General features: G+C 44.9%; 12 protein-coding genes and 1 tRNA gene. 11 read left to right on the top strand and 2 right to left on the bottom strand.

The window, feature by feature from the left end:
* The first annotated feature begins 143 nt into the window (after positions 1–143).
* The 3 genes from DWZ38_RS15590 to DWZ38_RS15580 all read left to right on the top strand — a co-directional run bounded on the left by DWZ38_RS15590 (position 144) and on the right by DWZ38_RS15580 (position 2,706).
* Positions 144–216 (top strand) — tRNA-Thr (locus DWZ38_RS15590).
* A gap of 194 nt (positions 217–410) precedes the next feature.
* Positions 411–2,078: a glutamine--tRNA ligase/YqeY domain fusion protein gene (locus DWZ38_RS15585; protein WP_021925406.1), complete on the top strand. Its 1,668-nt coding sequence runs from the start codon at positions 411–413 to the stop codon at positions 2,076–2,078.
* Positions 2,079–2,313: 235 nt separating this feature from the next.
* Positions 2,314–2,706, top strand: coding sequence for a 4Fe-4S binding protein (locus tag DWZ38_RS15580; RefSeq protein ID WP_117854047.1), 393 nt, complete (start codon positions 2,314–2,316; stop codon positions 2,704–2,706).
* Positions 2,707–2,831: 125 nt separating this feature from the next.
* Here DWZ38_RS15580 and DWZ38_RS15575 read toward each other — a convergent pair whose 3' ends face one another.
* Positions 2,832–3,260, bottom strand: coding sequence for a hypothetical protein (locus DWZ38_RS15575; protein ID WP_117854045.1), 429 nt, complete (start codon positions 3,258–3,260; stop codon positions 2,832–2,834).
* A gap of 153 nt (positions 3,261–3,413) precedes the next feature.
* On the opposite strand from DWZ38_RS15575, the gene DWZ38_RS15570 reads away from it, so the two are divergent.
* The 6 genes from DWZ38_RS15570 (at position 3,414) to DWZ38_RS15545 (ending at position 10,745) form a co-directional block, all read left to right on the top strand.
* Entirely contained in the window at positions 3,414–4,016 is a 603-nt protein-coding gene (locus DWZ38_RS15570; RefSeq protein WP_117854043.1) for a Maf family protein, read from the top strand.
* Positions 4,013–4,681: an HAD family hydrolase gene (locus DWZ38_RS15565; RefSeq protein ID WP_117854040.1), complete on the top strand. Its 669-nt coding sequence runs from the start codon at positions 4,013–4,015 to the stop codon at positions 4,679–4,681. Before DWZ38_RS15570 ends, DWZ38_RS15565 begins: the two co-directional genes overlap by 4 nt.
* Positions 4,682–4,698: 17 nt before the next feature.
* The gene (locus tag DWZ38_RS15560) at positions 4,699–4,956 is read left to right on the top strand and encodes a glyoxalase (RefSeq protein WP_117854038.1); all 258 of its coding nucleotides are present in this window, start codon (positions 4,699–4,701) and stop codon (positions 4,954–4,956) included.
* Between the two features lie 208 nt (positions 4,957–5,164).
* A complete protein-coding gene (locus DWZ38_RS22905) occupies positions 5,165–7,858 on the top strand; it encodes a hypothetical protein (RefSeq protein ID WP_243000300.1) in 2,694 nt (897 codons plus the stop codon).
* A gap of 250 nt (positions 7,859–8,108) precedes the next feature.
* Positions 8,109–10,175: a molecular chaperone HtpG gene (gene htpG, locus DWZ38_RS15550; RefSeq protein WP_117854036.1), complete on the top strand. Its 2,067-nt coding sequence runs from the start codon at positions 8,109–8,111 to the stop codon at positions 10,173–10,175.
* Positions 10,176–10,415: 240 nt separating this feature from the next.
* Entirely contained in the window at positions 10,416–10,745 is a 330-nt protein-coding gene (locus DWZ38_RS15545; protein ID WP_117854034.1) for a sporulation initiation factor Spo0A C-terminal domain-containing protein, read from the top strand.
* Positions 10,746–10,747: 2 nt separating this feature from the next.
* Here DWZ38_RS15545 and DWZ38_RS15540 read toward each other — a convergent pair whose 3' ends face one another.
* Positions 10,748–11,251 (bottom strand): DUF5721 family protein, encoded by a 504-nt coding sequence (locus DWZ38_RS15540; RefSeq protein WP_117854031.1) that lies wholly within the window; start codon positions 11,249–11,251, stop codon positions 10,748–10,750.
* A 159-nt stretch (positions 11,252–11,410) separates the two neighbouring features.
* On the opposite strand from DWZ38_RS15540, the gene DWZ38_RS15535 reads away from it, so the two are divergent.
* Both DWZ38_RS15535 and DWZ38_RS15530 read left to right on the top strand, forming a co-directional pair.
* Positions 11,411–12,250 (top strand): DegV family protein, encoded by an 840-nt coding sequence (locus DWZ38_RS15535; protein WP_021925397.1) that lies wholly within the window; start codon positions 11,411–11,413, stop codon positions 12,248–12,250.
* Positions 12,251–12,328: 78 nt separating this feature from the next.
* On the top strand, positions 12,329–12,580 hold the full coding sequence (locus DWZ38_RS15530) for a hypothetical protein (RefSeq protein ID WP_117854029.1): 252 nt from the start codon (positions 12,329–12,331) through the stop codon (positions 12,578–12,580).
* The last annotated feature ends 56 nt before the right edge of the window (positions 12,581–12,636 follow it).

Raw genomic sequence — 12,636 nt, 5'->3', positions numbered from 1 at the left:
CAGCCTGGCACAGGCTGGGCTTGGGGGAAGAATTTTAATTATTTTATATTTTTTGAAAAAATTTGAAAATAACTGTTGACAATCGCATAACCTTCTGGTAATATAATCAACTGTGAGCGGCAGAAATGCTGAAGCACAAGAGTGCTGATGTGGCTCAGTCGGTAGAGCGTCGCCTTGGTAAGGCGGAGGTCACGGGTTCGATTCCCGTCATCAGCTTAAAGTCCTTGATTCTATTTCAAGGACTTTTTTGTTTATACGATATAAAAAAATCCACTTTTTATTAAGAAAAACTTTTAAAATGAGAGGGATTATGATAAGATAAATCAACTGGAGCCTGTAAAAGAAGGCTTTAAGACTAACTGATAGTATTCATATGCTATAAATAACAGAGGATTTCAGGAGGGAGAAACATGGAGAACGAAACGGTTTCCAAAAATTTTATTGAAAATATCATTGATAAAGACCTGGCAGAAGGAGTTTATGATACCGTTCATACCCGTTTCCCGCCAGAGCCAAACGGCTATCTTCATATAGGACATGCCAAATCCATTCTTTTAAATGCAGGACTGGCAAAAGAATATAACGGTAAATTCAACATGCGTTTTGATGATACAAACCCGACCAAAGAGAAATCTGAGTTTGTAGAATCCATCAAGGAAGATATCAAATGGCTGGGAGCAGACTGGGAGGACAGACTGTTTTTTGCTTCCGATTATTTCGGACAGATGTACGAGGCTGCTGTAAAGCTGATCAAGAAAGGCAAAGCCTATGTCTGCGATTTAAGTGCTGACCAGATCAGGGAATACCGCGGAACCTTAAAGGAGCCAGGGAAAGAGAGCCCATACCGCAATAGAAGCGTAGAAGAGAACCTTCAGCTGTTTGAGGAGATGAAGGACGGCAAGTACGCAGATGGAGAGAAGGTTCTCCGTGCCAAAATCGATATGGCTTCTCCGAACATGAACATGCGTGATCCGGTTATCTACCGTGTGGCACATGTAAGCCACCACAGAACCGGTGATACCTGGTGTATTTATCCGATGTATGACTTTGCACATCCAATTGAGGATGCAATCGAGGGAATTACCCATTCCATCTGTACTTTGGAATTTGAGGACCACAGACCGCTATATGACTGGGTAGTAAGAGAGCTTGAGTATCCGCATCCGCCGAAGCAGATCGAGTTTGCAAAGCTGTATCTGACCAACGTAGTAACCGGTAAGCGTTATATTAAGAAGCTTGTTGAGACCGGAATCGTAGATGGCTGGGATGACCCGAGACTGGTATCCATTTCCGGTCTGCGCCGCCGCGGATATACTCCGGAATCCATTCAGAAGTTTGTAGAGCTTTGCGGTGTTTCCAAGGCTGACAGTTCTGTGGATTATGCAATGCTTGAGTACTGCATCCGTGAGGATCTGAAATTAAAGGCTCCGCGCTACATGGCAGTTCTTGATCCGATCAAACTGGTGATCGATAATTATCCGGAAGGACAGGTAGAGTACCTGGATGCTCCGAACAATATGGAGAATGAGGCACTTGGAACCAGAAAGGTTCCGTTTAGCGGAGAGCTTTATATTGAAAGAGAAGACTTCATGATCGACCCACCGAAGAAATACAAACGTCTCTTCCTGGGAACAGAAGTGCGTCTGATGAACGCATATTTTGTAACCTGTACAGGTTTTGAGGCAGACGATGACGGAACCGTTCATGTGGTACACTGTACTTATGACCCGGAGACAAAAGGCGGCAACGCACCTGACGGACGTAAGGTAAAGGGAACCATCCACTGGGTAGAGGCAACAAATGCCGGCAAGGTTCCGGTACGCCTTTATGAGAACATTGTTGACGAGGAGAAGGGTGTATACGATAAGGAAACTGGCGAGCTGAACCTGAACCCCAATTCCCTTGTTGAGGTTTCTGCTTATGTAGAGCCAGAGCTTCTTAAGGCAAAAGGCTATGACAGCTATCAGTTCGTAAGAAACGGATTCTACTGTGCCGATATCCACGACTCCAAGGAGGGAGCACCGGTATTTAACCGTATTGTATCCCTTAAGAGTTCCTTCAAATTACCGAAGGCTTAATTGCCGGAGAAGATTAAAAAGTTTGCAGTCTGCATGCTTTACTTTGCAGAATGCCTTTTGAAAAGCGGTATTTAACTGCTGAATCGTGAAACTAAATAATTATTATAACAGTGTGAACTGCCGGTATTCCTATGGGAATTGCCGGCAGTTCTGCGCAGAAGTTTTTTAGTTAGTTTCATCTATTCGGCAGGATAAAACAACTATCATAAATATTACAAAAGCGGAGGAAATCAAAATGAAAAAGCTTAACGTAGCAAAAAAAGATGCATGTATGGCATGCAAGGCATGTGAAATTGCCTGTTCAGAGGCATTTTACAAGAAATTTGACGAGGATCTTTCCTGCATCAAAATTTCTGTACAGAAAGACGGCGTAAGCCCGAAACCAGTTGTATGCGTACAGTGCGGAAAATGCGCAAAAGTCTGTCCGGAGGGTGCCATCACTCAGAATCCAAAGGGCGTATACATGATCAACAAGAAGAAATGTGTAGGCTGCGGAAAATGTAAAGAAGTCTGTCCATTCGGCGTAATGGTAAAAGCAGAAGAAGCAGAGACAGTAAGCAAATGTATCGCCTGCGGCATCTGCGTAAAAGCATGTCCGATGGATGTTCTCGAGATTAAAGAGGCATAATGAGAGAGGGCGCTTTACCCAGCATCCTCACATAAGTATTTGTAAAATTAAAAAGGCCATTGTCCGGAGAAATTACCGGGCAGCGGCCTTTCAATTTTTTATCTGTCAAAATCAGTGACTAAAAATCAGTCGATATGAATGGAAGCTTCTTCCTTGTCCTGCTCTTCTTTTGCTTCTGCAAGATCTTCCTCGAATTCATTCGCAATTTTTTCTGCTTCTTCAAGAGCATTGTCTACGGCTTCCTCATCTGTTTCCTCAGCGTCCGCTGAATCTTCGTCTGAATCCTTTTCGGCAGGATTTTCAGCTGAATCCTCATCTTCCGGTACTTCGGCGGTCTCTTCCTCGGAAGTTGCTTCCCAGGAAATGAAATCCTCATGAACTTCCTTTTTTTCCGGCTGGCTGGAAGTCTCCTGCTCGTCCTCAAAATCATCCTCAGCATCAGCTGCCTGCTCCAAAGCTCTGCGCTTTGCAAAAGCGGCGGCTACAGCACCTGCTGCTGCGGCAGTCACTGCACCAAGGGCAACCATACCCCAATATTTGTTAATTTTTGCCATATTGTATACTCCTTTCGCGGTTCTCCACCTGTCCTGGAAACAAACAGATGGGGCTGACCTTATTGTAATACTTTTGGGACAAAAAGAAAAGAAAAAAATCATTGCGTCGATATACGCACAGGGTTATACTGATAACACAGAAAAGGAGAGATTATGGAAATAATTGTTTTAGCTTCGGGATCCCCTCGAAGAAAGGAATTGCTTGCAAAAACCGGACTGAAATTTTCCGTGGTTGTAAGCGGCGGGGAAGAAAAGGCAGAGACATCAGATCCTGCCGAAACAGTAGAAAAGTTGTCTTTGGATAAGGCATCTGCAGTTGCAGACCTGCTTCAGGCCGAAAAGGAGCCGCAGCTGATCATCGGCGCGGATACAGTGGTTGCCTGTGACGGTGAAATTCTTGGAAAGCCTTCGGATAGGGAAGATGCTTTTCGTATGCTGTGGAAGCTGCAGGGACAGACACATCAGGTTTATACAGGAGTGACGCTCCTGCTTAAGAAAAAACATACCTGGCAGGCTCATACCTTCAGCGAGAAGACAGATGTACAGTTTTATCCTGTTTCCAGGGAAGAACTGCTCGCCTATATTGAAACGGGAGAGCCTATGGATAAAGCTGGCAGCTATGGGATCCAGGGCGGATTTGGAATCTATGTGAAGGGAATTTGCGGGGATTATAATAATGTAGTAGGTCTTCCTGTTGGCAGACTGGTATATGAACTTAAGAAACTTGGAATAGACATAAGAGGTATAAAAAAATGATAAAAGCATGTATTTTTGATTTGGACGGAACACTGGCTTACACTCTGGATTCCATGGCAGCTGTAGGAAATCAGGTAGTGCGGAAGTTTGGACTGAACCCAATGCCAGTGGAGAATTACCGGTATTACTGTGGAAACGGTGCAGATATGCTGGTAAAAAGACTTCTGATCGATGCAGGAGACAAAGAGCTTGTACATTATGAAGAAGCACGTAAGCTTTACAGAACGGAATTTGATAAGGATCCTTTCTATAAAATACAGCATTACCCGGGAATGCCGGAGACTTTGAAAACTTTGAAGCAAAACGGGGTAAAGCTTGGCGTATGCTCCAACAAGCCCCATGAGGCAGCTGTGAAGGTAGTAAAAAGAATGTTTGGAGATCAGGTCTTTGACATGGTGATGGGCCAGAGCGATTCCATTCGAAAGAAACCGGCACCGGATGGTCCTCTGAAGATTGCCGAGGCATTTGGCGTGCTGCCAGAGGAGTGCATGTATCTGGGAGATTCCGGAACGGATATGCAGACAGGCAAGGCAGCAGGCATGTATACTGTAGGTGTTCTGTGGGGCTACCGGGAAAAAGAAGAGCTTTTAAAGAACGGCGCAGATGCCCTGGTGGAATCTCCGGAAGACATCCTGGATCTTTATGAGGAAAAATGCAGCAAATAAAAAAGGAGGTATATAAGATGTATACAGAAGAGTGCATCCAGACATTTTTGGAAAATCAGGAGCAGCTTTTTGATGAGCCTGTAGCAGAGAATTATGAGGAGGCAGAGGCTTTTCTTGAGGACTGCATGGCAGTGGTGGCAGATTCCATCAGCGAGGTGCGTAAATACCTGTCCGGTATGGGCGCGGATGTGGATGGTATGAGCGATGACGAACTGGAGGAAGCCAGCGAGGTATTTGTCCTGCCAGATGGAAAATATCTGATCGTAGAGGGATAAGGACTGCCAGTAATCCTGTTGGATAAATTCATATTACATAGACGTAAAATCAGGTTGCTATAATAACCATAAACAAAGATACAGGTGCAGCATTTTACAAAGCGACCCATAGTTTACAGCATTGTAAAAAGCACTTGTAGAAATGTTTAAAATATGTTACGATAATGTTAAGACTCAGCCAAAAGGGGAATGTAAAGGAGGATGGCATATGAGATCTAGGAAAATTATAGCAATGGTTATGACTTTTCTTATGATGCTTTCCTTGCTTCCGTCACTGGTATTCGCTTCTGCGGTACCGTCCGGAGAATTAGGAGGCAAGCTGAAAATCAAAGGAACTGCAGCTGTAGGATCTGAACTCAGCGCAGATTATACCAAAGTTACACCAGAGGGGCTTAGTGATGACTACGTAAGCTTCAGCTGGTCAAGGAAAACAGGAGACCAGCTTACAGAGGTTGGTACGGAGAAAACTTATAAGCTTACAGCTGATGATCTTGGAAATAAGATCCAGCTGAAGATCACCGGAAAGTCCGAGCTTGGAGTAACTGGTGAGCTGAAAGCAAACACAGTTGAAATCGTGGCAACACCGGAGGAAGCTCCGCAGGAGACTACAGAGGATCCGGATGCTGCAGCTGCACAGGATACAGCAGCTGAGGATTCTGCCGCAGAGGATATCCAGCAGGCAGAAGATGCTCAGCCAGCAGAGGATACTCAGGACGAAGTAATTGATATTGGCGGGGAACCGGAAGCTTCTGCTGATGAAATGCAGCCGGCAGAGAACCAGACAGCAGCAGATACCACAGATACATCTGATTCAGCAGCTGATTCTGCAGATGCTGCACAGCCGGCTGATACCGCAACAGATGACAGCGTAATCGATATTGGAACAGAAGACTATCTGGAAATTCCAGAAGAAGGTCAGAGCAACGATGCATCTGAGGCAGACAATGCGCAGGATGCACAGGCACCGGAGGAAGTTTCTTATGCAGCTGAGGCAGCAGCGGATACTGCATCAGAGGACGGAACTGCAGTTGTAGATTTCGGAACTGTAGATGCCGGATTCACACAGGAGGAATCTAATTCCATAGCAAAGACCGTCACCATTAAGAACACCGGTACAGGTACTCTGAATTTTAACGAGATCAGCCCGGAACACTTTATGGTACAGGATATCAATGAGCCTCTCGCAGCTGGAGAGCAGACATCTGTATGGATCATGCCAAGAGCAGGCGTTGAGGCCGGAGAATACAAGGATACCATTACCTATACCACAGAAGAGGGTACAGAGGTTTCCTTCAATGCGGATATGGTAGTAGCGGCAGCAGATGATCAGACACCAGCTGAGGAGCCGACAACTGACCCAACTCCAACCGAGGAACCATCCGCCGACAATCAGATACCAACTGAGGAACCGGCAGAGCCTACTCCGGAAGTTCCATCAGAACCAGAGGTTCAGAATGATCCGAAGATTGAAGCAGCAGATGAAACAATCACGGACAACACTGTAAACCTTGGCGAGTTTACCGTAGATGCGGATACTGCACCTACACCTGTAAAACTGAAGAATTCCGGTACCGGAACTGTGAAGCTTGCAGTACAGACTGATAAAGATTTTGTAACAGCAGCCTTTGCTTCTGAAGAAATTGAGCTTCCAGCAGATGGAAGTACTACAGCAGCATTAAGCATTACACCAAATGATACCAGCGAGACTGGTGACTTTGAGGATACCGTAACAGTTGTCAATGCAGAGACTGGAGATACCCTGCTTGCTCTTAAAGTTTCCTACTCTGTTAAGGAGACACCAGCTCCGGAGCTGACTGCAGATCCTTCAAAGGTAGAATTTGACAGCAAAGAGGTTGGCTACACAGAAGCACCTGTAGCAGCAACTGTAACTCTTGAGAACACAGGCAATGTGAAACTGACAAACCTTACTGTAAGCATCAGCGGAAGTGAGTTCACTTTAGGCAATCTGCCGGTAGCAGAACTGGATTCCAGTCAGACGGCATCCTTTACCGTAGCACCTGCAGTTGGATTAGCAGCTGGTTCTTACAGCCAGAACATCTCCATCAAAGCAGACCAGATCACAGAAATCGTAATCCCTGTAAGCTTCACTGTAACTGAAGCAGCTGTTAAGCTTACCGCAGTCAGCAAGCCAGCAGACATCACTCTGGCAAACGGCGTGGAGAAATCCGCAGAGGGATTACAGCTCCCATCCACAGTTAAGATTACCACTACAGCAGGCGACATGAACGCTTCCGTAGCATGGGATGTAAATGGATGTGCTTACAACCAGAACAGTGCAGAAGCACAGAAGTTCTCTGTAAATGGTACCGTTACCCTTCCAGATGGCGTGACCAATCCGGATAACCTGAACCTGATCGTATCTGTAAATGTTTCTGTAAGCCGCGGACCGATCGTTTCCGATGCTTCCAAGAACACAATTACAGGAATCAGCTCTGATGGTTCTTACACCACAGAGACCAAGATCACCTTCACAGCAGTTGGAGCAGGAACCGACATTGAGAACCCGATTAAGGGTGATGTAAGATATCTGCCTCTGAACTGGGAAGTTCTGGAATCAAGAAGCTGGGACAAAGCTCCATATTCCGCAACCTTCCGTATGGGCAAGAGTGGTAACTACACCTTAACGGTAACCTACAACCAGCAGAAATTCGATGGAAGCAACTGGGTAAACACAGGCACACAGGATACCAAACAGGTGAACTTCACCGTTGCAGCAGCACCGAATCAGACACTGACACCTGCTGCTGACAAGTCCGATGCAAACCAGAAGAACGCAGTAAAGACTGGTGATAACACACCAATCCTTCCATTCGTAATCATTCTGGTAATTGCAGTGGTACTGATTGCAGGAATTCTTGTTTACCGCAATAAGAAGAAATAATAAGCATTCAGCTTTTTCAAAAATAAAAAAGCATGAATGATGAAAGGGGAGGCTGATAACAGCTTCCCCTTTTTGGCGGCAGAAACCGCAGGAATGTCCGTGTACATCAGACCTTTTTTATAGATCATTCCATCCATTAACAAATATTACTAGCACTCATTTTGAATGAGTGCTAAATTTTTCTTGACTTTTGGGAAATTTGGTATTACTATAGTTTGTATAATTTAGAAGACAAAGGAGAGTGAGCTGCATGGCTGAAAAGCATGGTAGTTTATCAATTAACAGTGAAAATATTTTTCCAATTATAAAGAAATGGTTATATTCTGATCACGACATTTTTGCAAGAGAGCTGATTTCCAATGGCTGTGACGCCATCACCAAGCTGAAGAAGCTGGATGTTATGGGAGAGTATACACTTCCAGATGATTACAAGGCAGAGGTTCATGTAATCGTTAATCCGGAAGAGAAGACCCTGAAATTTATCGATACAGGTCTTGGTATGACAGCAGACGAAGTAGAGGAGTACATTACTCAGATCGCTTTTTCCGGCGCAACTGAGTTCCTTTCCAAATATAAAGACAAGACAACAGATGACCAGATCATCGGACACTTCGGACTTGGATTCTATTCCGCATTTATGGTAGCCGATGAGGTTCAGATCGATACTCTTTCCTATAAAGAGGGAGCAACTCCGGTACACTGGACCTGCGACGGCGGTACAGAGTATGATATGCAGGATGGCAATAAGACCACAGTTGGTACTGAAATCACCCTGTTCCTTAATGATGAGAGCACAGAGTTCTCCAATGAGTATCGTATGAGAGAAGTGATTGAGAAATACTGTTCTTTCATGCCTGTGAATATTTATCTTTCCAAGGAGAATGCTCCTCAGGAATATGAGACCATCGATGAGTCCGAGCTTCGCGAGGATGATGTGGTTGTAGAACATATCCACGAGGATGCCAAGACTGAGGAGAAAGAGAACGACAAAGGGGAGAAAGAAGTAGTAGAAGTTTCTCCTGCCAAGGATAAAGTAAAGATCAACAAGCGTCCGGTATCCTTAAGTGACCCGCAGCCGCTGTGGATGAAGCATCCGAACAGCTGCACAGATGAGGAATACAAGGAATTCTACCGCAAGGTATTCATGGACTACAAGGAGCCTCTGTTCTGGATCCATCTGAACATGGATTACCCGTTCAACCTGAAAGGTATCCTGTATTTCCCGAAGATCAATACAGAGTACGATTCCATTGAGGGAACCATTAAGCTGTACAACAACCAGGTATTTATTGCAGATAATATTAAAGAGGTTATTCCGGAGTTCCTGCTTCTTCTCAAAGGTGTGATCGACTGCCCGGATCTGCCGCTGAACGTATCCAGATCTGCCCTGCAGAATGATGGATTTGTAAAGAAGATTTCCGAGTACATCACCAAGAAGGTTGCAGACAAGCTTACCGGAATGTGCAAGACAGACCGTGAGTCCTATGAGAAATACTGGGATGACATCAGCCCATTTATCAAATATGGCTGCATCAAGGACAGCAAGTTTGCAGACAAGATGAATGACTATATTCTTTTCAAGAACATTGACGGCAAATATCTCACTCTGAAAGACTGCATCGAGGAGAACAAGAAGCCGGAAGAGAATACCGAGACAAAGGCTGAGGAAACCACAGAAGCCAAAGAAGAGAACAAAGAAGACTCCAAGGAGAAAGAGCCTGAGAAGACTACCATCTTCTATGTAACAGATGAGGTTCAGCAGAGCCAGTACATCAATATGTTCCGTGAGGCAGGCAAGGATGCGGTTGTTCTGAAGCACAACATTGACAGCGCATTTATTTCCCACTTAGAGCAGAAAGATCAGACCATCCAGTTCAAGAGAATTGATGCAGACCTTTCCGAGGAACTTCGCGAGGACGGTGCTGCTGATGAAGAGACATCCAAGACACTTACAGAAGTATTCCGCAGCGCCCTGAAAAACGACAAGCTGGAAGTGAAGGTGGAGAACCTGAAGAATGAGAAGGTTGCTGCTATGATGACACTTTCCGAGGAAAGCCGCCGTATGCAGGATATGATGAAGATGTACAATATGTACGGCATGGATCCGTCTATGTTTGGCGGCCAGGAGACTCTGGTGCTCAATGCCAAGCATCCGTTGGTTCAGTTTGTTGCTGGCAACAAGGATTCTGAGAAGACTCCGGTAATCTGTGAGGAACTCTACGATCTTGCAATGTTAAGCCACAAGCAGCTCTCTCCGGAAGAGATGACCAAATTTGTACAGAGAAGCAACGAGATCCTGCTTATGCTTACCAAATAAATTAAGATGTCAGGATTCTAAATAAAAGACAGTCCCGCCAGGACAGGGGAAATCCCTCCTGGCGGGACTGTTTTTTGCATGCGTAAAAACCGCCAGGACGAAAATCCTAAAATTTTTTACATTTTTATAAAAAAATTATCTCAAAAAGCTAAAAAACTGGAAATTAATTCGTATTATATATAGAGGCAAAAATTCGCTAACTGCAGATGCAGGAGTAACTAATTGTGGGAGGGACTTAACATGAAAGAGGTATACGGAACGATACGTAAACTAGGTGCAACATCAAAATACAAAGGATATTATTTTGTGGCAGAAGCTATACGGATGACTATGGAATTTCAGGAAAGACCGATGAAGATCACAAAGGACATTTATCCAAGGCTGGCAAAGAAATTTAAATCCAAACCATCCAATATAGAGCATGATATCCGTACTATTGTAAATGTATGTTGGGAAAATCATCGGGAAAGGCTGGAACAGATCGCCGGATATCCTCTGGAATACAGACCAACGAACAGTGAATTCGTAGACATGATCGCATTTTATCTGGGAACGGATGAGGAGAGCTGAGACTATAAGCTCTCAGCGGAAATCTCATTATGACTGAAAAACTCCGTTACATACTGCTCCCAGAGATGGTCCAGTTCTTTGCCCGGGAAAAAGGTCTTCAGGGAAGTGCCGGTAGTGCAAAGAAGGGTTTTGTTTTTGTACTGAAGGTTCAGATATAGTCCCGCCACCTGTTCCGGGGGAAAAGGAAGGGACGAGTTCTGAAGCAGGGCAGCAGCTTTATTGGGAGAAAACTGAAGCACGATCTTAAAGGAAAGCGGCGAACGCTTCCCGCGGATGATGGAATAGCAGATGGGCTTCACCTCTTTCCACAGTGAGTAGGTGCGATGGCTGGAACTTAAAAATTCCTGCTGGTCATTGTCGAAAAATTCAGTCTGCAGTCTGCCGTCAATGGTAAAGAGATTGCTTGTGGTGATCTCGGCCTGGTTCAGCCAAAAAAGGTCGAAGGTGTCGCCGAGAAAAAGTTTGTTTGTGAAATCTTTCTGATCAGTGATTTTCAGGGCAAGCATAGGTGCCTCCTTTCACGGGAAAAACAAATTCATAAGTATTTACCATTATAAAGCAAATTGCCAAAAAAGGAAAGAAAAAACTCTTTTCAAACATGTAGTAATGTGTTAATATAGATGTGGTATTTAAAACTACATAGCATGGAAAAGAGGACGATATAATTGAGCTATAAAATTGTTATAGATAGTTGCGGAGAACTTCTGGAGCAGTGGAAGCAGGATGAGAGATTTGAATCTGTACCGCTGACGCTTACTGTGGGAAGTGAGAATATAATTGATGACGAGACCTTTGACCAGGCAGATTTCCTTCAGAAGGTTGCAGCCTGCCCGGAATGCCCCAAGTCAGCGTGCCCGTCTCCAGAGAGCTACAGAAAGGCATTTGACTGCGAGGCAGATCATGTGTACTGCGTGACTCTTTCCTCTGAATTAAGCGGTTCCTACAACAGCGCTGTTCTTGGAGCAAGCCTTCTTCATGAGGAGAGGAAGGATAAGCAGGTTCACGTGTTTAATTCCCGCTCTGCTTCCGTAGGACAGACCCTGATCGCCATGAAGATCGCACAGTGCGAGGACGCTGGACTTCCTTTTGAGGATGTCATCAGCGTGGTGAATAAATATATTGAAGAGCAGCATACATTTTTCGTTCTGGAGAATCTGGAGACCCTTCGCAAGAATGGCCGTCTCAGCCGTGTGAAGGCACTTGTGGCAACTGCACTTAAGATCAAGCCGATCATGGGCTCCACACCGGAAGGCAGCATCTGCCAGTTAGACCAGGCCAGAGGCATGAACAAGGCTCTTGTAAAGATGGTGGAGAAGATTATGGAAGCTACGGAGAACAGTGAGAGTAAGGTGCTTGCCATTTCACACTGCAACAGCCCCAAGAAGGCTCAGATGCTCAAGGAAGCCATCCAGGAGAAGATGAAGCTGACCGACATCGTGGTACTTAACACGGCCGGAGTCAGCAGCATGTATGCAAATGACGGTGGAATTATTGTAGCGGTATAATGAATACGCTTCCTTTTTTGAAAAAAGTGTGCTATACTCACTTAAGACGATATTTCATCGCAAAGGAGACGTGCTACTATGAGTCAGAAGAAAGTAGATGCTTACAAAGCAGAGAAAGCAAACCGTGAGAAAATCATGAAAAGAGAGAAACTGATCCTGAATCTTGAGAAGCTTGCAGCACTTGTTGTATGTATTGTTGCTGTATGCTGGATTGGCTACTCTGTCTATGGCAAGGTAACAGAGGGACAGGAGACCGTACAGACAGAGACTGTTATGGATACCTCCGCACTGGATTCCTATCTGAACGGACTGAGCGGAGACGCCGAATAAAATAATTCGGCAGCCTGCCGCCAGACCGAATCTGTCAGGCATTCATTTTTCATAAA

The organism is Ruminococcus sp. AF31-8BH (assembly GCF_003460605.1).
Taxonomy (GTDB): domain Bacteria; phylum Bacillota; class Clostridia; order Lachnospirales; family Lachnospiraceae; genus Blautia_A; species Blautia_A acetigignens.
Note: the sequence above shows the minus strand (reverse complement) of the source record. Positions and strands in the feature narration are given on the sequence as shown.